Consider the following 23,881-nt stretch of genomic DNA (forward strand, 5'->3'; position numbering starts at 1 on the left):
TTTTATTTTACTAAATTATATATTTTATTACTTATATTTTCAATAATTCCACAACTATATACATAATATTATTTTTTTGGTAATATTATCTTGTATTTAGGGAGGGGTTTTATGAGATTAATTGCAACTGATTTAGACGGTACTTTATTAAATTCAAAAAGTGAGATAAGCCGTGAAAACAAATTAGCTTTATTAAAGGCACAAGAAAAAGGGGTAAAGATAGTATTAGCTACAGGAAGAATGTTTAATGACGCTAAAAACATATTTAAAGATATTGATTTAGATATTCCATATATAATATCTTCTAACGGCTCTATGATTCATAATTATTCTGGTGAGGAAATTCATTCTTTTCCTATAGATAAGGATGTTTTAAAAAAGGTTTTACCTTTCCTTCAAAGAAATAATTATTACTATGCTTTATTTGGTGCTACAAAGCTTTTTGAACCAAAGGATTCAAACGAAAGGATTATTGCTGATTTTTATAAATCAAAGATAAAAAAAGATATTCCTGAAAAAGAATTAGATGATTTATTAAATTTTTTTAATAAGGAGCAAAAATCTGAAATTCACAAATTCGATTCTTTAGATGAATTTTTTAAGTTAAATGAAGATGTATTTAATTTAGTTTCTGTATCCTTTGATATAGATAAGCTAAATGAAGGTAAACGTGCCTTTAGAGATATTCCTGGTATTTCTATTTTTTCATCTAATACAAATAACTTTGAAATAATAAATGAAAATTGTTCAAAAGGAAATGCACTAGAGATTGTAGCTGAAAGTTTAGGTGTTTCTCTTAAAGAGATAATGACTATAGGAGATAACTTTAATGATGTATCTATGCTTAAAAAATCAAAAATCAGTGTAGCTATGGGTAATGCACATTCAGATATTAAAGAAATAGCATCTTTTGTTACTTTAGATAATAATAATCATGGCGTAGCTCATGCTATAGATTATCACTTATAAAAAAAACTTTCCAAAGTTAAACTTTGGAAAGTTTTTTAATCTAATTTATTAATTTCAAATCCGTCGTCAAAGTATTCTAAATAAGAATGCTTTTCTCCATCTTTTTCCCAACCTATAATAGAATCTAAAGAAACATTTTCAGCTGATTTAAATATTGATTTATCTACGCCATCAAAATTCTTCTTAAGTTCTCCTATAAGTTCTTTAATTTCAAATCTCTTATTACCAACCTTTTTAGCTGCAACCATACAAGCACAGTTAAGTGGCCAAATTCCGCTATTATTAATAAATCTTTTTATCCACTCTTCTTCTATAAGATACATAGGTCTTATAAGTTCTAAGTTTTCAAAGTTTGTTGATTTTAGTTTAGGAAGCATTGTTTTAAAGTTTCCTGCATATAAAATATTTAAAAGAGTTGTTTCTATAACATCGTTATAGTGATGCCCTAGAGCTAATTTATTACAGCCTCGCTCCTGTGCTTTTGCATAAAGAGAACCTCTTCTCATCCTAGCACAAAGATAACAAGGATAATCACTTGCCTTTTCATCTATAACGTTAAATATTCCTGATTCATATATGTATACCGGTATCCCTAAGTGCTCGCAGTTTTCGATTAAAAGTTTTTTAATCTCTGGATGATAACCAGGGTCCATAGCTATAAAATCTAATTCAAATTTTATTTGTCCATGTTTTTGTAATTCTTGTAAAAGTTTTGCCATAAGAAGTGAATCTTTTCCTCCAGAAATTGCAACTGCAATCTTATCTCCTTCTTTTATAAGTTCATACTTTTTTACAGCCTTTACGAATTTAGACCAAAGATGTTTTCTATATTTTTTATCTATACTTCTTTCAATCTCTTTTAAAGGTTTTTTTTCTTCTGATGGAATTAGCCTTTCGCATCTTCCCGCTATATTACTCATTAAATCACCTCATCTAAGGATTTATTATATCATTTTTATTAATTACATTCTACTATACATTAATTATTTTAAAAAGAAAAAAGGTAGAAATTAATCTACCTTCTAATATTCATAAATCTTTATATTTTCTGAAATACTTACATTTAAAGTTTTACCTTCAAACATCTTTTTATATGAACATAAAAATTCATTTAACTCATTATCTGTTAAGTCAATATTTTTTTCACTAATTAAAGTTACCTTCTCTTTTTCTAATATGATTCTTACATCATTTCTATCGTTACTTATAAAATACTCTTCATTTAATTTTTCTTTTATTTTTCCATTATACTTATCTCTAAAGCTCATCTTTTTTCTGATATCTTCATATCCTTCGTTTGCGTTTTTGATATTACTCATATCTATTCCTAATGATTTTAAGCTTTCTTCCATATTAGAAGTGTCAAATCCATATCTCTCCATCATCTTTTTTTGGATTTGGAGAAGCTTAGACTCTGAAACGTTATTTTCTTGCATGTATTTAGTTATCTCTCTTGTAAAGTCAGCCATATTCATAGCACCAGTTTGAGTTTTATAAAATAAATCATACATATAACCTTCAAATTTATCTATATCTTTTTCATTAACTCTATTTTTTAATTCATTAAAATCAATTATTCTTTCATCTGACATAATAAACACTCTCCTTTTCTTCTCCCTATTTTCTATATTATATAAAAAATAACCTTAAACTACAATGGAGAATAGCTTAACTTAATTTAATTATCTTTAGCGTTCATATAAGCTTCTTCATAAAGTTTTTCTTTATCACCTAAAAACTTATAAGTTTCGCATTTTTCTAGTATTTCTTTTGGCATATATGCATTTGGATTATTTTTAATAGAATCCTTTTGCTCTTCCTTTGCTTCCTTTTGAGGAGTAGTATATCCTATTTCATTTGCTATTTTTAAAGCCTGGTCTTTTTTGCATAAATAATTTATAAACATTTCAGCTTCTTTTTTATGAGGAGCATTTTTGGGAATAACTAAAGAATCAACCCAAAAATCTGCCCCTTCTTTTGGAACTACAAAATCTAAATAATCATATTCATCAGCTAAGTTTAATCCTTCTCCTGACCATAAAACGCAAAGACTTGCTTCTTTAGCTACCATCTTATCTAAAAGGTCATCGCTTCCGTAAGCTAAAAGGTTCCCTGATGTTTTAAGGTTTTTAAGTTTTTTTGAAGCTTCATCTAATTCTTTTTTATTAGTTGTATTTAAAGAATAACCTAAGCTCTTTAAAGTTGCCCCTAAAGCATCTCTCTTATCATCTAGCATAAATACTTCACCCTTATATTTAGGGTCCCATAAGTCATTCCAACTATCTATTTTGCCCTTTACTAGATCTTTATTATATAAAATCCCAATAGTCCCTGACATATATGGAACTGAATATTCATTTTTAGGGTCTACTGAGGTCTTCTTAAAACTATCATCTATTTTATTGAAGTTTGGTATATTATTAAAATCTAATTTTTGAAGTCTATCTTCTTTAATTAATCTATCTACCATATAATCAGACGGTACAGCTAAATCATAATTTACAGCATCTGATGTAAGTTTTGTATACATTTCTCCCATATCTGCATAAGTAGATTGCGTAACCTTTATCCCTGTTTCTTTTGTGAAGTCATCTATTACTGACTGAGGTATGTTTTCAGCCCAGTTAAAGAAATTTAAAGTTACAGGTTCTGTTTCTTTTTTGCATCCTATAAAAATAGTTGAAGCTACAAAAACTGTAGTTAAAAGTGCAATTATTTTATGTTTTTTTAACATAACTTTCCTCCTGTTAATAATTATTATTCCTTGATAATTATATACTACTTAATAATTTTTTCAATAACTTTTTAAAATAATACTTTCTCCTCTGATCCTCCTTAATACTTATTTTAATTATATCTGCTTTTTTTAACGTAAAAAAAGTGGCATAAGCCACTTTCTATTTCTTCTTTTTATTTTTTTTAATTCTAACTTCTGAATGAATCTTTCTTTTATTTGGATTCTTTTCAGTTTCTACAGCACCTTTATATAATTTCCAAAGTCCATATAGGTTAATGAAAAAAACAGGTGGAAATAATCCTACAACAAGCATCCAAAAGCTACCGTCATACTCTTCACATAGAGTTTTATACATATATAATAGCGTTAATACAAATACAATAGTTGCAATTATTGTAATCACTTGTGTTATGATATTTTGGTACCCTGCAACAAAGAAAAGTATTATAGGTGCAGCTAAAAACCACATCTTACCTTTAGATATTTTAATTAACATATATACATTCCCTATCGGAATCCAAGCAAGCCAAGGTTTTTCTTGCTTTTGAATTGTAGCTATTTTATATATAGCTAGTCCCATTAATACATAATTCCCTATCATCATGATAGCTGAATATATCATCATTTCAATACTCATTAAAACTAATCCCTCCACAATCTTTATAGCACTATTAACCCTTTACATTATATTAACATATTATCCCTAATTTGTCTTTATGTTTTTACTTTATGTATAATAGTAAAACCTTTCGTACAAACTATTTTCATAAAGCTAAAGGAGGTAATTTGTTATGAAAAATAAAAAGAAAACTAAAGGCTGCACTTGTAAAAATGACAACGAACTTAAATCTAAAGTTCCAAACGATGGAACTTTTATCTCTCCAAGTGACAGTTCTTTTTCGCAAGAAGGAACTGTTAGATACGGAGAAGAACAAGATGCAGATGATTTATAAAAGTAATAGACGCACTAAATTTAGTGCGTCTATTATTTTAATTTTCTTTTTTTAAGAATTCTTCAAAGGCTTTTAAAAACTCTTCTATATGTTTTTCTTCGTGACAAGAAGATAAAAATAAAGCTTCATATTGTGAAGGTGGTATGTTAAATCCTGCATTTAACATATGTTTAAAGTATCTTTTAAACCTACCTTCATCTGCCTTTTTAACATCTTCATAAAACTTAACTTCTCCGCCTACAAAGAAAATAGTCATCATTCCACAAACTCTATTTACAGAAAGAGGAACATTATATTTTTTACCTAATTCTAAAACACCATCTTTTAGCATTTTAGATAGTTTTTCTATTTTAGGATAAATAGTATCTTTGTTAGCTTTAAGCTTTTCTAAAGTTTCTATACCAGCTGCCATAACTATAGGATTTCCTGACATAGTTCCAGCTTGATATACTCCTCCTAAAGGTGATAAACATTCCATTATTTCTCTTTTTCCGCCATAAGCGCCACAAGGAAGTCCTCCACCTATAATCTTTGCATAAGTAATTAAATCTGGCGTTACTTTAAATAAACTTTCAGCACCTTTAAATGCAGCTCTAAATCCACTCATAACTTCATCAAAAATTAAAAGTGAACCATATTTATCACATAAGTCTCTAAGGCCTTCCATAAAACTATCTTCTGCTTTAATTACTCCCATATTTCCAGCTACAGGTTCAATAATTACGCAAGCTATCTCGTCTCCGTACTTTCTAAATAACTCTGTAACTTGATTTAAATCATTATATCTTCCAATTAAAGTGTTTGATACGCTTCCTTCTGGAACGCCAAGACACCCCGGAATCCCTTCTGTTAAAACTCCTGAACCTGCTTCAACTAAGAAACCATCAAAATGTCCGTGATAACAACCTGCAAATTTAACTATTTTATCTCTTTTAGTATAACCACGAGCAAGTTTTATTGCACTCATTGTAGCTTCTGTACCTGAATTAACCATTCTAACCATTTCAACTGCATCTAAATTATCACAAAGAAATTTACTCATTTCTAACTCTCTTTTAGTTGGTGCACCAAAAGCTATAGATTCTTCTGATGCAGTTTTGATAGCCTCTACAACATCATAATCTGAATGACCAAGTATCATAGGTCCCCAAGCTAAAACGAAGTCAGTATATTTTTTTAAATCTTCATCAACTATTTCTACGCCTTTACCTGATTTTATAACTGGAGGGTCTATATCCATTCCGTTATATGATCTAACTGGACTGTTAACTCCACCTGGCATATATTTTTTTGATTCTTCAAATATCTTTTGATTATTCATCCTTAAAAACTCCTATCTTTTTAAAAGCTTACTAGCTTCAAGGGCATGGTAAGTAATAATTATATCTGCGCCTGCTCTTTTCATTGAAGTTAATAACTCTATTATTATTCTGTCTCCATCTACTAAACCTTTTTTTGCTGCCTCTTTAACCATTGAGTATTCTCCACTTACGTTATAAGCTGCAACTGGCATATCAGTGTTATCTCTAACTTCTCTAATAATATCCATATAAGACATAGCAGGTTTAACCATAACTATATCTGCACCCTCTTCAATATCTTCAAAAACTTCTCTTAAAGCTTCTCTTCTATTTGCTGGGTCCATTTGATAAGTTTTTCTGTCTCCAAAGCTTGGTGCTGAATTTGCAGCTACTCTAAATGGTCCGTAAAACGCTGAGCAGTATTTAGCTGAGTAGCTCATTATTGAAACTTCTTTAAATCCTGCATTATCTAAAGATTCCCTAATAGTTTGAACTCTTCCATCCATCATATCTGATGGTGCTATCATATCAGCCCCAGCTTTAGCGTGAGAAACTGCAATTTTATCTAGATATTTTAAAGTTTCATCGTTATCTACGTATTCTCCGTGTAAAATTCCACAGTGACCGTGGTCTGTGTATTCACACATACAAACATCTGTTATAACTAATAAATCTTTATTTATTTCTTTAATTTTTCTTATAGCTTTTTGAACTATTCCTAAATCATTATAAGCTTCAGAACCTAAACAATCTTTATTTTCTGGTATTCCAAAAAGTATAACTCCCTTTATTCCTAAATCTAAAACTTCATTTATAACTTCTTCTAATTTATCTAATGAATAATGATAAACTTCTGGCATTGATTCTATTTCTCTTTTTATTCCTTCACCTTCAACTACAAATAAAGGTAAAATAAAATCATCTGGAGTTAATACAGTCTCCCTAACTAAACTTCTTACACTTTCGTTTCTTCTTAATCTTCTACCACGTTTTAACAACGGTACACACTTCCTTATCTATTTTATAATGTCTTTAATTTCTTCTATAAACCCATCTTCTGAGTGTTTTTTGCAAACTATAGGCTTAATATTATTTTTTTCAAGTTCTCTTGCAGTTTGAGGTCCTATAGCTATAATATTTTTCTCTTTAATAGATTCTAATCCTACCATCTCTATTAGATTAATAACTGTAGTTGGACTTGTAAATAATATATAATCAACTTCATTAAATCTATCATTTTGATAAAATGAACCTGAAACAGTATCGTATATATCTACTCTATCTACTTTGCATCCTAAAGTCTCTATCTCTTCTTTTAGATAATTTCTTGCCTTTTTAGATGTAGGTAATAATACTTTATCTGTAGGTTTAATTATATCATTTACAGCTTCAAAAAGTCCCTCTTGAATAAATCTTTTAGAAACTATGTTTGGGAATATCCCTCTCTTAATTAAAGCTTTTTTAGTTCCATTTCCTATAACGGAAATAGATGCCTTTATACTTCTTAAATCAATTTCTTTTGATATTAGATAATCGAAAAATATATCTACTCCATTAGCTGATGTAAATAATATTTGAGTATATTTATCTAAATCTTTTAATTTATTAAGCTCTTCTAAATTTTTCTCTATTTTTATAGTATTAATTTCAGTAACTTCTGCACCTAAATCCCAAAGCTTCTCTTTTAAAGATTTTGATTGTTTTTTAGATCTAGTTATACAGATATTTTTACCAAACAAAGGCTTATTTTCATACCAATCTAAATCTTCATTTAAAGAAACAACCTCTCCAACACAAATAATACAAGGAGATTCAAGCTTTGCTTTTTTAACTTTTTCTACTATATTTTCTAAAGTAGCTACAACCTTTTTTTGTTTAGATGATGTACCTTTCATAACTACTGCACTTTTAGTATTTTTATCTTTGCCATTTTTTATAAGGCTATCTTTAATAAATTCTAAATTTTCAAGACCCATCATAAATACTAATGTTCCAGTTTCTTTAGCTAAAGCTTCAAAATCCACATTCAAGCTTTTAGCTGACATTCCAGTTACTATATGAAAACTTTGTGCAATACCTCTATGAGTAATTGGAATCCCAGCATAATTTAATACTGATATAGGTGATGTAACTCCAGGCACTACTTCAAAGTCTAATCCTTCTTTTCTTAAAGATAGTACTTCTTCTCCACCTCTTCCAAATACATAAGGGTCTCCCCCTTTTATTCTTCCAACTGTATGGCCTTCTTTTACTAGTTTAACTAAAAGCTCATTTATCTCTTCTTGTTTCATAGAATGAGCACCTGGCTTTTTACCACAGTAATAAACTAAGCAATCATCATTTATATGATTTAATATGTTAGAAGCACCTAACCTATCATACATTACAGCTGTACATTTTTTTAAAACTCTAACAGCTTTTAAAGTTAATAATTCCTCGTCTCCTGGACCTGTTCCAATTATATAAGCCTTACTCATAACTTACCTCCCACTAGCTATTATTTTTTTAGCTAATTCTCTTCCTAATTCTTCGCCATTTAGTTTATCACCTATAATATCTTTTGTTATTATTTCTCCAGCTATGCTGTAAGTTCCCTTAAGGTATAAATCGCTTCCTTCTTCTTTTGAGAAAATTCCAATTAAGCTATGGCAGTCTCCGTTTAATTCTTTCATAAAACTTCTCTCTGCTATAACTCTTCTTCTAACTTCAATAGAATCTAATTCTTTTATTATTTCTTTATCTTTAAAGTCACTTAAACACTCTATTCCAAGTGCCCCTTGTCCAACCGCTGGTAAAAATATTTCAGGGTCAAAATAATCAGTTATAATATCTTCCATATCTAATCTTTTAAGACCTGCCGCTGCTAAGATTATTCCATCCATATTTTCTTTATGCATCTTTTCTAATCTAGTATTTACGTTTCCTCTTATAGGAACTATTTCTAAATCACTTCTTATTTCTTTAAGCATAGCAGCTCTTCTTATGCTGCTAGTTCCAATTTTAGCTCCACTTTTTAATTCATCAAAGTGAACTTCATTAGAACTTACAAACACATCTCTTATATCATCTCTTTCTGGCATAGCTATAAGCTTAAAAGCTTTATCTAACTCATAAGGTACGTCTTTCATACTGTGAACTGCAAGGTGTGCTCGCCCGTCTAAAAGTGCATATTCGATTTCTTTTATAAAAAGTCCTTTACCACCTATTTTATTTAAAGATACATCAAGCCTTCTATCCCCTTCTGTCATAAGAAGAAGTTTTTCACTTTGTATTCCTTTATTTTTAAGTAAGCCCATAACTGTTTCAGTCTGCGCTCTTGCTAATTTTGATTTTCTAGTAGCTATAATATATTTCATAATCCACCTTACCTAAACAAATTTTTGTAAAACATTTTTAGTACTGTTTTTTCTTTTTTCTTATCAAAATAAAATTTAAAATCATCATTTAAAATAAAGTTTAAAACTTCATTTTTTTCTTCTCTATTTTTTATAGAATTTCTTATTTTGCTTGAAAATTCTATAAAATCCCCATACTTTAAAATAGTCTCTGTAATTTTTGAATATAGAAACCTTGCACCCTTTGGGTTTCCATCTGAAGTGCTTATAGATATATTTATTCCCTTTTCATTTCCTTGCATAGGAATGATAGTATTTCCTTCTTTAAAATTACTGCAATCTATATATAATTTATAATTTTTATCTAGATCTTTTTTTATTAATTCTCTATCTAAATCATTGTCTATAGCGATTAAAATTAAATGTTTATCATAAATATATTCTATTTTATATTCATCTTTAATTATTTTAAGACTCGGATTTTTAATTTCATAGATTTCTTTAATTATATCTTTTGAAACTAAAGTTACTTTACAGCCCCTATCTAGTAACCCCTTAAGCTTAATTAAAGCGCCTTTTCCGCCCCCTATTATACAAGTATTTATCTTAGAGCTAAAGACACTTAAATTCATCCTATTTAATTCTTTTTTAAAAATATCTTCTCTATTATACTTAAACATTCTTTTCCTCTACCTTCTAGGGTTTCTGATTTTAAAACCTCTATAGCACTATGAACATAAGCATCTGATATGCTCTTCATCATTTTTTTTGCGTGCTTATTAGATTCATTTGCTTTATTTTTATAAGAAGTATATCTTTTTTTATAAATCTCATCTCCAGCTATATTTAATTCCTTAATAACATTAGATAGATCTCTTAATTTTTCCCAAGCTATATATTCATCTATAGCTTCTTTTACTATGTACTTATACTTTCTCATTCTATCTTTTCTAAGTTCTTTGTTTTCATCATCTATCTTACTTATTTCATCTATATCTAGTATCTCTATATTAGGTAATTTAGATACTTTTTCATCTATATCCCTTGGAATAGCTAGATCAAATATTTTTATTTTTGATTTTATATCTTTAAAATCATCTTTATAAAGTATAGCTTTAGGTGATGATGTTGCACCTATAATGCAATCTGCTTTTTTTATATTTTCTTTTAACTCATTAAATGTTATTATTTTAACATTTGAATCTTCAATAATAACTTTATTTTTATCTCTAACTACTATAGTTATGTTTTCTATATGTTTTGAATAAAGGTATTTAAATATAAGTTTACCTACTTCTCCAAAACCTAATATAACTATATTATTTAGCCTTAAATCTGAAATCTTTCTTGCTACTATTGAAGAGGATGATACCGGAATTTCATAAAGCTTTGATTCTTTTCTAAATTTTTTCCCGCAAGCTATAGCGTCTTCAAATAGTCTAGTAAATTTTTTCTTTATAAATCCCTTATCCTTTGAATAAAAGTAAGAGTCTCTTATCTGACCTAAAATCTGATCTTCACCAAATATTTTTGAGTGATATCCGCAAGAAACCTTAAATAAATGAGTTACTGCATCTTCTTCACTAAAATAGAAAATACAATCTTTTAGATTTATATCCCAATTTAAAAGTTTAAAAATCTTTTTTAATGCTTCATCTTCTTTTAATGAATGATTAAAATATATTTCTGTTCTGTTACATGTATTTAATATTAGAAATTCACTAAAGTTTTCTTTTAATTTTTTTTCTATTTTTTCTTTATTGTCATTATTAATAGAAAATTTTTCTCTTATGTTTACTGGAACACTTTTCTTTATCCCGACTAGTCCTAACATTATCTCACTCCATATTATTTTTATAACCTTTATTTTATCACATCTTGTTAAAAGATTTATATTAATATGAGATTTTTAAATATAAATTCATTATAATTCCTATTATTTTTTCTTATATTCAAAATAAAGGTGTCTCATAAACTATGAAACACCTTATAAATTAATAATTTTGTGTATTAGGATACTTTATTCCACCAAAGTAAACATTATGTTTTAATATAGCTTTATCATCTAGATTTACATCTTTTAAAGCCCATTTTTTCCATTCCATGAATCCTGTTCTGTCTATTATATATCCTATATGCTCTTTTCCACCTGGAGCATTTTTATCTATATACTCTTTAACATAGTCATAAGTATTGTTTATAATCTTAACTATACTATCTTCATCAGCCCAAATTATGAAATCTTCTGCAAGTCTTGGGTTTTTCTTTCCTGTTCTTCCCATTATAGCTAATCTATAATATTTCTTTTCACTTCTAGTCCAAGCGCTAGTTGGGCACTGCATAACGCACTCTCCACAACCTATACATTTTGAAGCATCACGAACTACTTTATAGTTTTTAACACTTAAAGCACCTGTAGCTTTTGCCTTGCACGCTTTAACACAAGCGCCGCAGCTTACACATCTTGAGTATTCATATTGTGGTTCTGTCATACCAATTATTCCAAAGTCATGTTGTCTTACTTTTAAACAATCATTTGGACAACCAGTTAATGCAACTTTAAAGTGAAGATCATTTGGGAAAATCTCTTTTTCTATTCTTTTTGCAAACTTAGTTGTATTATAGTTTGCAAAAGGACAAACCTTATTTCCGATACAAGCTGCAATATTTCTAGTTCCAGCTGCTGTATATCCTGTCCCTTTATCTACTTGATTTATCTCAAGGCCTTCTATTACTGGTTGAAGCATTTCATTTACTTTATCGATATTTTTCATATCGATTCCTGTAATTTCAAAACCTTGTCTAGTAGTTAAATGTACATTTCCATCTCCATACTTTTTAGCAATATCGCTAATTAAGTCCATATATTTAACATCTAAATGTCCGCCTGGAACTCTTACTCTAGATGCTGTTATTCCTCTATGCTTAGTAACTCTAAAAGCATTCTTTTTTAGCTTTTTTGTATTAATATCCATTTGCATAAACTTGTCCTCCTAATCAATTAAAAGCTTACCTTTAGTATAATTAAATACTGGTCCATCAAGACAAATATAAGTATCATCTATTTTACAGTGACCACATTTACCTATACCACAACACATTTTTCTCTCTTGTGATATCCAAATATTCTCTTCTTTTAATCCTCTTTTTAAGAATTCTAAAACGGTAAACTTCATCATCATAGGTGGTCCAACAACTATAACTTGAACATTTTCCATATCTTTTATTTTAAGGTCTGGAATAAACTTTGTAACAAGTCCTGTATGTCCTTCATATCCTTCTTTTGCTGAATCTACAGTAACTATTACATCTATTGTTTCTTCAAATCTTTTTAAATCATCTTTAAATAACATATCTGTAGGGCTTTTAAATCCTGTTATTAATGTTGTTCCTTTTGATTCTTTACTATTTCTTGCAAAATAATCAACTACTCCTCTAACTGGTGAAAGTCCTGTTCCTCCAGCTACTATAACAAGTTCTTTGCCTTTATAATTTTCTATATCAAAGCCATTTCCGTAAGGCCCCCTCATAAATAAAGAATCACCTTCGTAGTTTTCAAATATTTCGTTAGTTACTTTACCAACTCTTCTAATAGTTAAATCTACAAAGCCTTCGCCAATTCCACTAACTGATATAGGAGCTTCCCCAAACTTTGGTATTGATACTTCAAAGAATTGACCTGGTTTTACATCACCTTTAAATTCCATTTTGAAAGTATACTCTATATCAGTATGTTTAGTTATTTCTAATATCTTTGATGAAAATGGTATATATTCATTATGATTAGTCATAATTTTTCACCTCGTCCATTGCATCCTTTAATTTATTAATACATCCAGCTACACTAATATATTCTGGGCATATATCGTCGCATCTTCCGCAGCCTACGCACATATGGTATCCCCATCTCTTTTTATAATCATATACTTTATGCATTATTTTAAATCTCATCTTTTCGCCGTTTGCTTTTCTAAACTCGTGTCCACCAGCCATGCTTGTGAATCCTGGAACTTGACATCCAGCCCAAACCCTTCTTCTTTCACCGACTTTTGGGTTATCGTCTGAAAATATATCTTGCATACTATAACAAGTACAAGTAGGACAAACAAAGTTACATCTACCGCAAGCTATACATCTTTCTGAGTATTCATCCCACATTTTTGATTTAAATATCCTTTGGTCTAAATCACTTGGAACATTAACTTTAACATCATTAGAAGTCACTATTTCAGGTATAACTTCTTCATCTACCTTTTTTATATCTTCAAAATATGAAAGTAACTCTTTATCTTTTATATCTAAATAAGCAAAATCTTCATCTACTTTGATGTATGCATCATACTCATCTGTTTTATTTGTCCCCATAGAAACACAAAAACATGAATCGAAGCTTTTATTACATCCAATTAAAATGAATTTAGCTTTTTCTCTAATTCTTTTATAATATGGATCTTCAAATCCATTTCTTAAATATATATCATCAAATCTTTTAAGTGCGTGTATATCACAGCTTCTTAAAAATATGATAGGTGCATGAGTTTCCTCATTTGGCTCTAAACATTTATCTTCTGCAAAAAAGAAAATGGTTTGAGTTATAGGAAGTAAAACTTCCTTTGGTGAAAATGCTGACTTTTTATCAAAAACTATTTCTGATACATCTTTAACTTCACCGTATCTTACCATATCAGTATCAGAACTTCTTCCTTTTCCTTCAAAATTTTTAGGTGCAAAAACTTTAAATTTAGGTGACATTTTATTAAACACACTATTAAGGTCACTCACTCTTAACTTTATTCCCATAAAAAAACTCCTTCGTAAACTTAATTGTTAATATATAAACAATTATATTTACGAAGGAGCATTTAGTCTGTGATAATTATCACAATGACTTAAAGTATATAGATAAAGCCTCTTTATCTATTATATAAATAAAGCTTTTTTCTTTTTTTATTAATTTCTTTTGAACTAAAATTTTAAAAGCCCTTGAAATAGTTTCTCTTGGCATTCCAAACATATCTGAAAGGTATGTAATACTTAATTTTAAATTAATTTTAAGACCTTCTTCTGTTTCTATTCCATAATCTTTACCAAGTTTCCAGAGCTTTGCTGCAAGCTTTTTTTCTACTTTAACTGGAGTAGTGTTTTTAATTTGTCTATAAAGCCTTCTAGTTTTTCTTGAAAGAGAGCTTATAATCATCATTGAAAATTCAAAATCCTCTTCCATTATTTCTTTTAGCTTATCTTTTTTTATAGATATTATTTTAGATTTTTCGAATACTTAGCAGTTTATAGACTCTTGTAAATCATCTAATATAACTTCGTTTAGTATTTCACCACTCCCTAAAATAAATACTATTTTTTTATGTGCATGCTCGTTTAATTTATATAATGCTACCTTACCTTCTACTAGTATATATAGATAATCTACGTAATCTTTATCACGAAACACATGTTCATCTCTTTTTAAGCTTAAAAGTTCTCCAAAAGTACAAATATATTCTTTAGTTTTATCTGAAAGGGACCTAAACGTTTCTATATTATTTATTACTGATAGTTTTATCATTTTATCACCTTATTAATCATTTATTAAGTTTAATCATAATAGAACAACCTTTTTTCGTGTTAAGTAATTGAACCTTTCCCCCGTGTCTCTCTACAACCTTTTTAACTATTGAAAGTCCAAGCCCTGAACCTTCTCCGCTTTTTCTACTTTCATCCCCTCTAACAAATTCATCAAATAGATTTAATCTTATGTGGTTTGGTATACCTACTCCATCATCACTTACAGTTATATAAAAATAACCCTTATCTTCTCTTGCTTTAAGTTTTATATATTTAGCAGAGCCATTATATTTTAATGAGTTTTCTATAAGATTTCCTATAACTCTTTTAAAAAGTCTTTTATCTATACCTATAAATATAGGTCCATCTGGAACATCTACTTCTAAATCAAGTCCTGCACTTTCTATTTCATCATAATAATCTAATACTATTCTTCTTAAAAACTCTGTTATATCTGTTTTTTCTTTATTTATTTTATTTTCTTTATTACTAAGTTTTACAAATTCAAAGAAATCATCTATAAGTTCACTTACTCTCTCTGATTTTTTGTATAAGATGTTATAATATTTTTCCTTTGTTTCTTCGTCTGTTATAACGTGCTGTGAAAGAGCCGCTGAATATCCTTTTATTGTTGTCATTGGAGTTTTAATATCGTGAGATAAATCTAATAAAAGCTTAGTTTTACTTTCTTCTAATCTTTTATTTTCATCTTCACTTTCTTTAAGTTTAACTAATAGATAATTTAAGGTATCACGTACACCTTCTAATTCCTCTTCTCCATCAAACCTAAGTCTTTGTTCAAAGTCACCATTAATTACGCTTAAAAGTGCGTTATCGATCTCTTTAAGAGGTTTTTGAATCCTTCTTGCAGTCCAAGCTGAATATATTATTATGCATATTAAAGCCATCATAGCTGCAAAGGCTATAACTATTCCATATTCTTTATATAAAGGTTTCCCAACACTAAAGGGAACCTTTAAAAGATTTACGTTTAATTCTATTTTATCGTTTGGAATTCTAAATATAGCTAAATATTCATTATTAGAGTTATCACTTACGTTATTTATTATAGTTTGATACTTCGCTTCGTTTTTCGTACTTACTAAATCTAATAATTCTTTTGGAGTATAGGAGTTTTTAGTTGAAATTTCTTTTCCTATCCTTTTTACAACTTCTCCGTCTTTATTGACTATTTCTACTTCTGCATCTATCTTTTCAAGATCATTTACGTTTAGTTTTGTGTAGTCAATATAATCTCCTGATACTATATCCATAAGTGGAATACTATTTTTATTTAAGACTTCTGTAAGTCTAAAGCCTAAAAATACGTAAGACCCTAAACAAATAAGTCCAAGTATAAGTACAAATACTATATACTGTTTAAAAACTGCAACTACTAATTTATCACTTTTCTTTTTCAAATCTATAACCTAATCCTCTTATAGTTTTTAAATATTTAGGAGACTTAGAGTTATCTTCTATCTTTTCTCTTAGTCTACTTATGTGAACCATAATAGTATTATCTCCACCTAAAAAAGCTTCATTCCAAACTGCTTCAAAAATTTGATTTTTAGTAAGTATTCTACCTGAGTTCTCCATTAAATATTTTAGTATTTTATATTCTATTGAAGTAAGTTCTAACTCTTCATCTCTTAAATGAACTTTAACGTTATAGCTATCTAATTTTAAATCGCCTATTTCTATTATTTCATCTTTTAATTCATTGCTTTCTGATAATTTATATACCCTTCTTATCATAGCCTTAACTCTAGCTGATACTTCTCTTGGATTAAAAGGTTTTGTTATATAATCATCTGCACCTATATCAAGTCCTAATATCTTATCATCATCTCTACTTTTAGCTGAGATCATAATTACTGGAATATTAGAGTCTTTTCTAAGTTCATTTACTACTCTATATCCATCAATCTTTGGCATCATTATATCTATAAGTGCAAGGTGAACCTTATTTTCTTTTAAGAAATTTAAAGCCTCAACTCCATCATAAACTTTAAATACTTCAAATCCTTCTTTTTCTAAGTATACTGAAAGAATATCTACTATTTCTTTTTCATCATCACATACTAATATTTTATATGTCAAAAACATCACCCCTAATTGTTTTCTTTACTGTCAATTTTACATTAAAAAAAAGCCCTATAAAAGGGCTTTTTATATTATAACATAATTTTAATATCTAAATAAAAGATTTAATAAATACTATAGCTATTAAAACAGGCGTAATATACTTAATTAATATCATAAATACATTAACTAATTTTCCGTTTATTGTTCCGTTATTAGTTAATTGATCTTTAACTAATTTATTACTTACAAAGTGTCCCATCATAACAGTAACTAAAATTCCGTTTATAGGTAATAATATCTTAGATACTAAAGCATCAAATAAATTAAATAAAGTCATATGACAAATTGTAAATCCTGAAAGTAAACCATGTGCATTAGCTGATAAAGCTGTTAAAGATCCTATAACCATTATTATAATTATATTTATTATTAATGCTTTTTTAGTGCTAATTTTAAACTGCTCTGTAAATGTTGCTATAGATACTTGAATTATTGATATCATAGCCATAGTTCCAGCCATAGCAGTTAATAAAAAGAATACTATACCTAAAATCATTCCACCTGGTATCTTACCAAATATTAAAGGTACTGTATTAAATAATAAACCAGGACCTTCACCTGGAGTTAATCCAAATGAAAATACAGCTGGGAAAATAGCAAGTCCTGCAAGTAAAGATACCCCTGTATCTGCTATAGATACTTTAGCACCTGTTGCTATTAAATTATTATCATCTGTAAAATAACTACTATATGTAATCATCGAACCAGTTCCTACTGATAACTTAAAGAAAGCCAGTCCAAGTGCTGATAGTATTACACTAAATGTAACTTTCGTGAAATCAGGTTTTAATAAAAAACTAACTCCTTCAAAAGCTCCAGGTAATGTAACGCTTCTTATAGCACAAACTACTAAAAGTATAACTAAAACAGGCATTAAAGTCTTTGTTAACTTCTCTATCCCACTTTTAACTCCCATAGCTAAAATACCACAAGCTACAACAAGTGCAACAAACTGCCATAAAACCGGCGATACAGGTCCAAGGCTTGCGCTATTAAACATTTCAGCTGCCCCTTTAGCTGTTATCCCGTTAAAAGCTCCTGTAATTGCTTTAAAAACATATGAGTAAACCCAACCTACAACTACAGTATAGAAAAATAACATACTATAAGATGCTGTAATTCCTATAAAACCTATAAGTCTAAAAAACTTTTTATCAGTTATACTAGCTACTGCCCCGTAAATATTTTTTCTACAATTTCTACCTAATGCAAACTCACTTACTAATGTTGGTAATCCTATAAGTGCAATACAAATTAAATAAACTACTATAAATGCTGCTCCACCGTTCTCTCCAACAACATACGGGAACATCCATATGTTACCTAGACCAACTGCTGAACTTAATGTTGCAAAAAACACTGCAAGTCCTGAGGAAAATTTCTCTCTATTTGGCTCCATGCCATCCTCTCCCATCTTTTTTAAAATCACTTAATGATTATATAACGAAATTTGTCGTATTTTCAATCATTTTGACAATTACAGCTAATTTATTTAATTTTGTTTATTCGTAAATGTTTTATATATCAATATTTATAAATTATCTCTTTTATTTTAACTTTTTATCATGGATATTTTATCCAAAAGCCTTCCTAAGATTGAATTATGATTAAAATCCATAGGTGAAACATTTGGAAAATATAAATACATCCTGTATGCGTAAACCCCTAGTACTATTAAGCATACGATTATTATAAATATATATTGAAACTTTTCACTTCCAAACAAAGGCTTTTTGCAATATATAAATATAAGCAAAACTATAGGTATAAACAAAAATAGTGGATTATAATAAAATGCTTTTTCTAAATCAAAAGATAAAAATGCCTTCCATGCTCTTGTTAGTCCACAGCTTGGACAAGGTATCCCTATAGTAGATTTAATTAAGCATCTTCCACCTGTTAAAAAAATTGTAAGTGCCATAATTATAATTATCGTATGTTTTTCGAAAATCTTTTTTATTTTTTGCAAAAAAACACCTCTTTTTTATTAATTGTTATAATTTTTTTATATATTTTTTAAAACTTTCCATTCGTATAGAGAAAAAATAAGATAAGGCAATGCCTTATCTTATTTTATATTAATATCCCATCATTATATGCATCCGCTAATATATTCATATTTTTAACCATAATATACATAGCTACAAATGGTCCTATTCCACATAAGAATGAACCTAGTATATTCCAAAGCACTAATATTGAACCATTTTCTTGAATATTTAAATGATTTTTAAATCCAGTTTCTTGCATTCTATTACCTTGTTGAAATATCCATACATAATTGTAGATTCCGCAAGTTATTATTGATAATAATATCACTAATAAGTAGTTAATACTTTCTTTACCTGTATTCTTACATACTCTATTTAAATCTTGTGTGTACTGGTACATAAATACTATTCCATATATTCCACATGTCACTAAATTTAAAAGTATAAGAATCCAAAAATTTCTTTGTTTGATCATTTGTCCCCCTAAAATAATAATTTGTCACAATTCCTAATTATACGTAAATTTTATAGTTTATACAATAAATTTATTTAATATCATTAATATCAAATGGTGTATTTTGATATACGCAGTAATTTAACCAATTATAAAATACAATATTAGCACTTCCACGCCAAGTTACTATAGGAGAGTTCCTTGGATCATCATCTAAAAAATAGTTTTTAGGGACATCTATATTCATTCCCTTTTCTCTATCTCTAATATATTCATTTTTTAAAGTATCTTTATCGTATTCAAGATGTCCTGTTATATATATTTCCCTTCCATCTAAATTAGATAGGATAAATACTCCAGCTTCATCTGAATATGAAAGCACTTTTAGATTCTCATTATTTTTAATATCTTCTTCATTTACTTTAGAATGCCTAGAATGCGGGGCATAAAAATAATCATCGAGTCCACGGGTAAGTTCTTCTTTTAAATCTTTTACTTTATGCTTAAATATTCCAAACATTTTTTTATCTAAAATTTCTTTTTTAACTCCGTGATGATAATAAAGACCAGCTTGCGCTCCCCAGCATATATGCATAGTTGAATATACATTAGTTTTGCACCAAGCCATTATTTCTTTTAACTCTTCAAAATAAATAACGTCTTCAAAATCAAGTTTTTCAACTGGTGCCCCAGTTATAATAAAACCATCAAACTTTTCGTTTTTTATATCATCAAAAAATTTATAAAACTTATCTAAATGCTCTCTTGATGTATTCTTAGAATTATAGGTCCTTGTTTGAATTAATTTTATTTCAACTTGCAAGGGTGTATTTGATAGATATCTAAGTATCTGATTTTCTGCTTCTATTTTTTTAGGCATCAAATTTAATATCCCTATTTTTAAAGGTCTTATATCTTGATTACTTGCTCTTTTGTTATTCATTACAAATATGTTTTCTTCTTTTAGTTTTTTATAAGCTGGTAAATCTTTAGGTATATTAATTGGCATACTAATCCCTCCCCTTTATATTAAACCACATTTTTACAAAATATTGAATTTGTCGTACTATAAAGATAGAGGTGTTTTTTATGAAAAAGATAAAAGGTTATATTGGTACGTACACAAAAGAAAATAGTGATGGAATCTACGGTTTCACATACGATGTTTTAAATAATACTATAGATTTAAAATTAGAATATAATTCTCTTAATCCAACCTATCTAGCTAAAGATTGCGATTTCTTAGCATCTACTTTTACTAGTTTAGATTCTTCTGGAATAAATATATTTAAAATAGAAGATAATGAATTAAAATATATAAATTCTTACAAACATAAAGGAAAGGGTCCTTGTCATATTTCTATTTTTAAAAATGATATTTTATTTTCAAATTATCACGAAAACAGAATAGATAAAGTAACAGAATTAGATTACTCAATTATTTCAAATAAAACTTTTAAAAGAGATGATAAAAAGAATGTGCACTTTCACTTCGCATCTAAAATTCCAAATTTAAATAAAATTATTTGCACTGATCTAGGTAATGATGAAATTTTAATTTTAGATTTAAACACTTTTAAATTACTTGATAAGATAAAATTAAAAGAAGGCAAGGGTCCAAGGCATATAGTTTTTAATAAAAACTTACCTATGTTTTATTTAATAACTGAAAAAACTTTTGAAGTTTTAGTTTTTTCTTATGATAAATCAAATATAAAATTACTTAAATCTTTTAAACCTTCAGTTAAATTAAATGAAGATTTTGAAGGCTCTGCAATTAAAATAAGCCCAAACAACCGTTTTTTATATGCAGCTGATAGAAAAACTAATACTATTGTTTTATTTGAAATTTTTAAAAATGGCTTATTAAAAAAGATAAAGGAATATGATTCTTTAGATATATATTCCCCTAGAGATTTTTCCATCTCTCCTTGTGGTAATTTCATTTTTATAGGGAGCATGCTTAAAAATAAAATATCTATCTTTGAAATATCAAAAGAAAAGGGATATATCCTAAAAAACAAATTAGAATTTAATATTTCTTTACCTGTTTGTATAGTTTTTAAATAAAAAAAAAATATGCTAAACCTCTAAAGGTTTAGCATATTTATATTAATCATTTAATACAAATTTTTCTATAGCTTTTGCTACTCCATCATTATCATTTGAATCAGTAACATAATTTGCTATTTCTTTTATCTCATCACAAGCATTTCCCATAGCAATTCCAAGACCTGCATAACTAATCATAGGATAATCGTTCATAGCGTCTCCCATAGTAATTATTTCTTCTTTTCTTATACCTAAATGCTTTGCTAAAAGTTCTAATCCTAGACCCTTATTAGCTTCTTTGTTGAAAAACTCTAAGAAAAATGGTGCGCTTTTTGCAATACTATATTTCTCTTCTAATTCTTTTGGTAATTTCTTTATTCCATTATCTAATACATCTGGTTCATCTATCATCATGATTTTTATAATCTCTTCATCTAAATCAAGATTATCATGACTAACTTCTTTTACTGTTATAAAGTTTTGATCTGCTTCGTATTGAGTATATTTACTGTTTTTTGGAGTTATTAACCCTCTATCTTTAGAGAAAGCATGAATATTAACTCCAACTTCTTTACTTAATTTATATAAATAATCTAAATCGCTTCCTTTAATTGAAACGCTTGATATAACGTCTCTACTTTTTGATTTTTGAACTAAGCATCCGTTATAGCTTAATACATAATCATCGTCACTTATTAAATCTAAGTCCTCTAAGAAATTTAGTAATCCATCTATCGGTCTTCCTGAAGCTAGGACTACATAAACACCTTTTTTTCTAGCCTCTTTTATCGCATTTTTGTTTCTTTCAGATATAGTCTTGTCACTATTTAAAAGTGTTCCATCCATATCTAACGCTATTAACTTGTACATTTTGTCGCCTCCATTAACTTAGTATTTCCCATGCAATATTATATCACACTTTTTTCTTCTTTATTGTTTTGTAAATTAAGTATAAAGCTATTAAAGTTAAAAATATCTTTATTCCTTCAGCACCCTTACTTAAAACTCCATAACTAACTAAAGCTTCAAGCAATATAGATGGAATTTTTCCAAGAAATGTTGAAATTATATATCTTATATCATCAATACTACTTAAAGATGCAGCAAGAGTTACAAATCCTGATGGAATAAAAGGTATAACCCTTGCTTGAAATATCAAAAACGCAGCCCTATTACCACGACTATTTGATATGTCTTCTAAAATTTTACTTTTGCCTTTTATACTATCAAATCCCTTTTTAAAACCTTTTTTATATACTTTAAAAGTTATATACCCTCCTATAACTTCTCCAGCTAAAGATATTAAAAATCCTGTTAAGGGGCCAAAAAACAATATATTAGCCCCTGTTATAAATACAGAAGGTATAACCCCTAAAAGAGCTATAACTATGCTTATACCTATACTTATAATAACTGCAAATTCACTATATTTATTTAAAATTTCTAAGGCATCATTTATACTAAACATCTAGTTTCCTCTATTTATAAAAATTTGATTATCTTTTCTTTAAAATCCTCTTCACAAATTGGTCTTGAAATATAATATCCTTGAATTTTATCACAACCTAAAGTTTTTAAAAGTTCAAATTCTTCTACTTCTTCAACACCTTCACAAACTACTATAAATCCTAGTTCATGAGATAAATTTATAATTGTAGATAAAATATTTAAACTTTTTTCATCTGTGCAAACTTTATATAATAAGCTTCTATCGATTTTTATTATATCTATAGGTAATTGCTTTAAGTAATTAAAAGAAGAATATCCTGTACCAAAATCATCTAAAGATACACTAATTCCTAAAGTTCTTATTTCATTTAAAATTCTAGTAGTCTCTACTATATCTTCTATAAATTCGTCTTCTGTAACTTCTACCCTTAAATTTTTAGGGTCCAAATCGTATTTTTTAATTATTGATTTTAAATCATCTATAAAATTATATTGTTTTAAGTATTTATAAGATAAATTTACAGACATAATGAAATCTTTAGAATGTGTAGTTATATATTTGCAGTATTTTATAGCTTTGTCAAACACAATTTTATCTATCTCTATTATATCTCCAGTTCTCTTTGCTATAGGAATAAATCTTGCAGGGGATATTATTCCTTCATCTGCATTCCATCTAATTAAAGCTTCAGCGCCTTTTATTTTATTTTCTTTAATGTCGTAAATAGGCTGATAATAAAGCTCAAATTCATCTTTTAATATAGCTTCTTTTAATCTGTTTTCAAGTTCTACACTCTCTAGCATATCGTTTGAGAAAATCTTATAATTATTTCCTCCAGATGATTTTGCTTCATACATTGCAATATCTGCATATTGTATAACTTCATTCATATCTTTACTGTGAAGCGGATAATAGCTAATCCCAATACT

General features: G+C 28.1%; 27 protein-coding genes. 3 read left to right on the plus strand and 24 right to left on the minus strand.

Translation table 11 applies throughout. The features are described from left to right. Window positions 1–111 precede the first annotated feature (111 nt). A complete protein-coding gene (locus M4I33_RS01980) occupies window positions 112–969 on the plus strand; it encodes a Cof-type HAD-IIB family hydrolase (RefSeq protein WP_257915197.1) in 858 nt (285 codons plus the stop codon). 35 nt (window positions 970–1,004) lie between these two features. On the opposite strand, the gene M4I33_RS01985 is transcribed toward M4I33_RS01980, so the two are convergent. From M4I33_RS01985 to M4I33_RS02000, 4 genes are all read right to left on the minus strand, one after another. Beyond that, window positions 1,005–1,889: an ATP-binding protein gene (locus M4I33_RS01985; protein WP_257915198.1), complete on the minus strand. Its 885-nt coding sequence runs from the start codon at window positions 1,887–1,889 to the stop codon at window positions 1,005–1,007. Between the two features lie 102 nt (window positions 1,890–1,991). After that, window positions 1,992–2,561 (minus strand): DUF3867 domain-containing protein, encoded by a 570-nt coding sequence (locus M4I33_RS01990; protein WP_257915199.1) that lies wholly within the window; start codon window positions 2,559–2,561, stop codon window positions 1,992–1,994. 86 nt (window positions 2,562–2,647) lie between these two features. Continuing rightward, on the minus strand, window positions 2,648–3,703 hold the full coding sequence (locus tag M4I33_RS01995; protein ID WP_257915200.1) for a PotD/PotF family extracellular solute-binding protein: 1,056 nt from the start codon (window positions 3,701–3,703) through the stop codon (window positions 2,648–2,650). A gap of 163 nt (window positions 3,704–3,866) precedes the next feature. Next, window positions 3,867–4,343 carry a hypothetical protein gene (locus M4I33_RS02000; protein ID WP_257915201.1) on the minus strand — a complete coding sequence of 159 codons (477 nt, stop codon included), beginning with the start codon at window positions 4,341–4,343 and terminating at the stop codon, window positions 3,867–3,869. A gap of 154 nt (window positions 4,344–4,497) precedes the next feature. On the opposite strand from M4I33_RS02000, the gene M4I33_RS02005 reads away from it, so the two are divergent. Continuing rightward, entirely contained in the window at window positions 4,498–4,659 is a 162-nt protein-coding gene (locus M4I33_RS02005; protein WP_257915202.1) for a hypothetical protein, read from the plus strand. Window positions 4,660–4,696: 37 nt separating this feature from the next. On the opposite strand, the gene hemL is transcribed toward M4I33_RS02005, so the two are convergent. The 17 genes from hemL to metA all read right to left on the minus strand — a co-directional run bounded on the left by hemL (window position 4,697) and on the right by metA (window position 20,459). Continuing rightward, on the minus strand, window positions 4,697–5,980 hold the full coding sequence (gene hemL, locus M4I33_RS02010) for a glutamate-1-semialdehyde 2,1-aminomutase (RefSeq protein ID WP_257915203.1): 1,284 nt from the start codon (window positions 5,978–5,980) through the stop codon (window positions 4,697–4,699). Window positions 5,981–5,992: 12 nt separating this feature from the next. Continuing rightward, complete coding sequence (gene hemB, locus M4I33_RS02015; protein WP_257915204.1) at window positions 5,993–6,958, minus strand: porphobilinogen synthase; 966 nt, start codon at window positions 6,956–6,958, stop codon at window positions 5,993–5,995. A gap of 18 nt (window positions 6,959–6,976) precedes the next feature. Then, on the minus strand, window positions 6,977–8,437 hold the full coding sequence (gene cobA / locus M4I33_RS02020; RefSeq protein ID WP_257915205.1) for a uroporphyrinogen-III C-methyltransferase: 1,461 nt from the start codon (window positions 8,435–8,437) through the stop codon (window positions 6,977–6,979). A 3-nt stretch (window positions 8,438–8,440) separates the two neighbouring features. Beyond that, on the minus strand, window positions 8,441–9,316 hold the full coding sequence (gene hemC, locus M4I33_RS02025) for a hydroxymethylbilane synthase (RefSeq protein WP_257915206.1): 876 nt from the start codon (window positions 9,314–9,316) through the stop codon (window positions 8,441–8,443). Between the two features lie 8 nt (window positions 9,317–9,324). After that, on the minus strand, window positions 9,325–9,975 hold the full coding sequence (locus M4I33_RS02030) for an NAD(P)-dependent oxidoreductase (protein ID WP_257915207.1): 651 nt from the start codon (window positions 9,973–9,975) through the stop codon (window positions 9,325–9,327). After that, on the minus strand, window positions 9,933–11,129 hold the full coding sequence (gene hemA, locus M4I33_RS02035; protein WP_257915208.1) for a glutamyl-tRNA reductase: 1,197 nt from the start codon (window positions 11,127–11,129) through the stop codon (window positions 9,933–9,935). The genes M4I33_RS02030 and hemA overlap by 43 nt, the downstream gene beginning before the upstream one ends. Window positions 11,130–11,289: 160 nt before the next feature. Continuing rightward, window positions 11,290–12,270, minus strand: a complete 981-nt coding sequence (gene asrC, locus M4I33_RS02040; protein WP_257915224.1) for a sulfite reductase subunit C — start codon at window positions 12,268–12,270, stop codon at window positions 11,290–11,292. 18 nt (window positions 12,271–12,288) lie between these two features. Further along, window positions 12,289–13,086, minus strand: coding sequence for an anaerobic sulfite reductase subunit AsrB (asrB, locus tag M4I33_RS02045; RefSeq protein WP_257915209.1), 798 nt, complete (start codon window positions 13,084–13,086; stop codon window positions 12,289–12,291). Next, complete coding sequence (gene asrA, locus M4I33_RS02050) at window positions 13,079–14,095, minus strand: anaerobic sulfite reductase subunit AsrA (RefSeq protein ID WP_257915210.1); 1,017 nt, start codon at window positions 14,093–14,095, stop codon at window positions 13,079–13,081. The genes asrB and asrA overlap by 8 nt, the downstream gene beginning before the upstream one ends. Before the next feature lie 79 nt (window positions 14,096–14,174). Then, a complete protein-coding gene (locus M4I33_RS02055) occupies window positions 14,175–14,495 on the minus strand; it encodes a Crp/Fnr family transcriptional regulator (protein WP_257915211.1) in 321 nt (106 codons plus the stop codon). A 78-nt stretch (window positions 14,496–14,573) separates the two neighbouring features. Next, on the minus strand, window positions 14,574–14,858 hold the full coding sequence (locus M4I33_RS02060) for a cyclic nucleotide-binding domain-containing protein (protein ID WP_257915212.1): 285 nt from the start codon (window positions 14,856–14,858) through the stop codon (window positions 14,574–14,576). Window positions 14,859–14,874: 16 nt separating this feature from the next. Beyond that, entirely contained in the window at window positions 14,875–16,278 is a 1,404-nt protein-coding gene (locus M4I33_RS02065; protein ID WP_257915213.1) for a HAMP domain-containing sensor histidine kinase, read from the minus strand. Next, window positions 16,262–16,960, minus strand: a complete 699-nt coding sequence (locus M4I33_RS02070; RefSeq protein WP_257915214.1) for a response regulator transcription factor — start codon at window positions 16,958–16,960, stop codon at window positions 16,262–16,264. Before M4I33_RS02070 ends, M4I33_RS02065 begins: the two co-directional genes overlap by 17 nt. A gap of 94 nt (window positions 16,961–17,054) precedes the next feature. Further along, window positions 17,055–18,404: a sodium-dependent transporter gene (locus M4I33_RS02075; RefSeq protein WP_257915215.1), complete on the minus strand. Its 1,350-nt coding sequence runs from the start codon at window positions 18,402–18,404 to the stop codon at window positions 17,055–17,057. A gap of 153 nt (window positions 18,405–18,557) precedes the next feature. Continuing rightward, window positions 18,558–18,974, minus strand: coding sequence for a DUF2752 domain-containing protein (locus tag M4I33_RS02080; protein ID WP_257915216.1), 417 nt, complete (start codon window positions 18,972–18,974; stop codon window positions 18,558–18,560). A 104-nt stretch (window positions 18,975–19,078) separates the two neighbouring features. Next, window positions 19,079–19,471: a DUF4234 domain-containing protein gene (locus M4I33_RS02085; protein ID WP_257915217.1), complete on the minus strand. Its 393-nt coding sequence runs from the start codon at window positions 19,469–19,471 to the stop codon at window positions 19,079–19,081. Between the two features lie 70 nt (window positions 19,472–19,541). Continuing rightward, window positions 19,542–20,459 carry a homoserine O-succinyltransferase gene (gene metA / locus M4I33_RS02090; protein ID WP_257915218.1) on the minus strand — a complete coding sequence of 306 codons (918 nt, stop codon included), beginning with the start codon at window positions 20,457–20,459 and terminating at the stop codon, window positions 19,542–19,544. Window positions 20,460–20,539: 80 nt separating this feature from the next. Between metA and M4I33_RS02095 the strand changes: the two genes are divergently transcribed. Continuing rightward, window positions 20,540–21,520, plus strand: a complete 981-nt coding sequence (locus tag M4I33_RS02095; RefSeq protein WP_257915219.1) for a beta-propeller fold lactonase family protein — start codon at window positions 20,540–20,542, stop codon at window positions 21,518–21,520. Between the two features lie 42 nt (window positions 21,521–21,562). On the opposite strand, the gene yidA is transcribed toward M4I33_RS02095, so the two are convergent. The 3 genes from yidA to M4I33_RS02110 all read right to left on the minus strand — a co-directional run. Continuing rightward, window positions 21,563–22,372 carry a sugar-phosphatase gene (yidA, locus tag M4I33_RS02100; RefSeq protein WP_257915220.1) on the minus strand — a complete coding sequence of 270 codons (810 nt, stop codon included), beginning with the start codon at window positions 22,370–22,372 and terminating at the stop codon, window positions 21,563–21,565. 43 nt (window positions 22,373–22,415) lie between these two features. Next, a complete protein-coding gene (locus tag M4I33_RS02105; RefSeq protein ID WP_257915225.1) occupies window positions 22,416–22,904 on the minus strand; it encodes a TVP38/TMEM64 family protein in 489 nt (162 codons plus the stop codon). Window positions 22,905–22,984: 80 nt separating this feature from the next. Then, on the minus strand, window positions 22,985–23,881 hold an 897-nt coding region (locus tag M4I33_RS02110), incomplete at its 5' end, for a bifunctional diguanylate cyclase/phosphodiesterase (protein ID WP_257915221.1).

It is taken from the genome of Clostridium sp. LY3-2 (assembly GCF_024705715.1).
Classification (GTDB): domain Bacteria; phylum Bacillota; class Clostridia; order Clostridiales; family Clostridiaceae; genus Clostridium.

Coding starts and splice junctions, on each gene's coding strand:
- hemA (WP_257915208.1), bottom strand. CDS start 11,129: ATGTTAGGACTAGTCGGGATAAAGAAAAGTGTTCCAGTAAACATAAGA.
- M4I33_RS01995 (WP_257915200.1), bottom strand. CDS start 3,703: ATGTTAAAAAAACATAAAATAATTGCACTTTTAACTACAGTTTTTGTA.
- hemC (WP_257915206.1), bottom strand. CDS start 9,316: ATGAAATATATTATAGCTACTAGAAAATCAAAATTAGCAAGAGCGCAG.
- cobA (WP_257915205.1), bottom strand. CDS start 8,437: ATGAGTAAGGCTTATATAATTGGAACAGGTCCAGGAGACGAGGAATTA.
- asrB (WP_257915209.1), bottom strand. CDS start 13,086: ATGACTAATCATAATGAATATATACCATTTTCATCAAAGATATTAGAA.
- M4I33_RS01990 (WP_257915199.1), bottom strand. CDS start 2,561: ATGTCAGATGAAAGAATAATTGATTTTAATGAATTAAAAAATAGAGTT.
- asrA (WP_257915210.1), bottom strand. CDS start 14,095: ATGGGAATAAAGTTAAGAGTGAGTGACCTTAATAGTGTGTTTAATAAA.
- M4I33_RS01985 (WP_257915198.1), bottom strand. CDS start 1,889: ATGAGTAATATAGCGGGAAGATGCGAAAGGCTAATTCCATCAGAAGAA.
- M4I33_RS02075 (WP_257915215.1), bottom strand. CDS start 18,404: ATGGAGCCAAATAGAGAGAAATTTTCCTCAGGACTTGCAGTGTTTTTT.
- M4I33_RS02085 (WP_257915217.1), bottom strand. CDS start 19,471: ATGATCAAACAAAGAAATTTTTGGATTCTTATACTTTTAAATTTAGTG.
- M4I33_RS02030 (WP_257915207.1), bottom strand. CDS start 9,975: ATGTTTAAGTATAATAGAGAAGATATTTTTAAAAAAGAATTAAATAGG.
- M4I33_RS02055 (WP_257915211.1), bottom strand. CDS start 14,495: ATGATGATTATAAGCTCTCTTTCAAGAAAAACTAGAAGGCTTTATAGA.
- M4I33_RS02000 (WP_257915201.1), bottom strand. CDS start 4,343: ATGAGTATTGAAATGATGATATATTCAGCTATCATGATGATAGGGAAT.
- metA (WP_257915218.1), bottom strand. CDS start 20,459: ATGCCAATTAATATACCTAAAGATTTACCAGCTTATAAAAAACTAAAA.
- asrC (WP_257915224.1), bottom strand. CDS start 12,270: ATGGATATTAATACAAAAAAGCTAAAAAAGAATGCTTTTAGAGTTACT.
- yidA (WP_257915220.1), bottom strand. CDS start 22,372: ATGTACAAGTTAATAGCGTTAGATATGGATGGAACACTTTTAAATAGT.
- M4I33_RS02095 (WP_257915219.1), top strand. CDS start 20,540: ATGAAAAAGATAAAAGGTTATATTGGTACGTACACAAAAGAAAATAGT.
- M4I33_RS01980 (WP_257915197.1), top strand. CDS start 112: ATGAGATTAATTGCAACTGATTTAGACGGTACTTTATTAAATTCAAAA.
- M4I33_RS02005 (WP_257915202.1), top strand. CDS start 4,498: ATGAAAAATAAAAAGAAAACTAAAGGCTGCACTTGTAAAAATGACAAC.
- M4I33_RS02060 (WP_257915212.1), bottom strand. CDS start 14,858: ATGATAAAACTATCAGTAATAAATAATATAGAAACGTTTAGGTCCCTT.
- hemL (WP_257915203.1), bottom strand. CDS start 5,980: ATGAATAATCAAAAGATATTTGAAGAATCAAAAAAATATATGCCAGGT.